Source organism: Alteromonas infernus (assembly GCF_902705815.1).
Genome location: NZ_CACSIG010000073.1, coordinates 1 through 597, shown reverse-complemented (window position 1 = coordinate 597; position 597 = coordinate 1). Strand labels below are relative to the sequence as shown.

The 597-nt window shown below is 45.1% G+C and carries 1 protein-coding gene and 1 pseudogene; both read right to left on the bottom strand.

Features of this window, described 5'->3' with window-relative positions:
* Nucleotides 1–219: 219 nt before the first annotated feature.
* Nucleotides 220–381, bottom strand: a complete 162-nt coding sequence (locus ACX5J7_RS17040) for a substrate-binding domain-containing protein (protein ID WP_498707646.1) — start codon at nt 379–381, stop codon at nt 220–222.
* A gap of 12 nt (nt 382–393) precedes the next feature.
* Nucleotides 394–597: pseudogene (locus ACX5J7_RS17035) on the bottom strand (LacI family DNA-binding transcriptional regulator); the annotation flags it as partial.

Below are 597 nucleotides of genomic sequence, written 5' to 3'. Positions count from 1 at the left end.
TCTACGTGCATGGCGACCTTAATAGGCTGGGGTTGGAATTTCATTAGCGAAGAGAAGTGGATAACTACGCTTTACACCGATGCTTAAAAAGCAACGTCGCGTTTAATAATGAATAAATGAGCAGGGGAGTATCTCTTACTACCCTGCAATTTATTTAAAAGGGGTTTTCACAAAGTTGTCGGGCACATGGTTCAAGGACAAAAAGCTTTCAGATGTCTGCTAAGCAGTTTCTCGTATTTTAAGCTCAAAAGGTAAAACTTGGCTCGCTGGTTCAACGTCTTCGCCTTCTATTAGCGCTATCAATGACTCGGTTGCCATTTCAGCCATCTTTCGGCGCGGGACTGAAACCGTTGTTAGAGCTGGGTAAAATTGAACGCGCAAAAACTCAGGTCGTTAAAAACCGCAGATATCGATATCTTTGCCAGGCTTGATACCTCGCCTATTACATTCCATCACTGCGCCGGCCGCAAGTTCGTCACTTACAAAAAAATAGCGCGTCTGTATCGGGCCACTTATGCAGTGTTTCTGAGAGAAGCTCAGCACCAGCTTGAAAATGAAAGCGTCGGCTCTAGAGGAGACATATCGCTCTGCTGATAG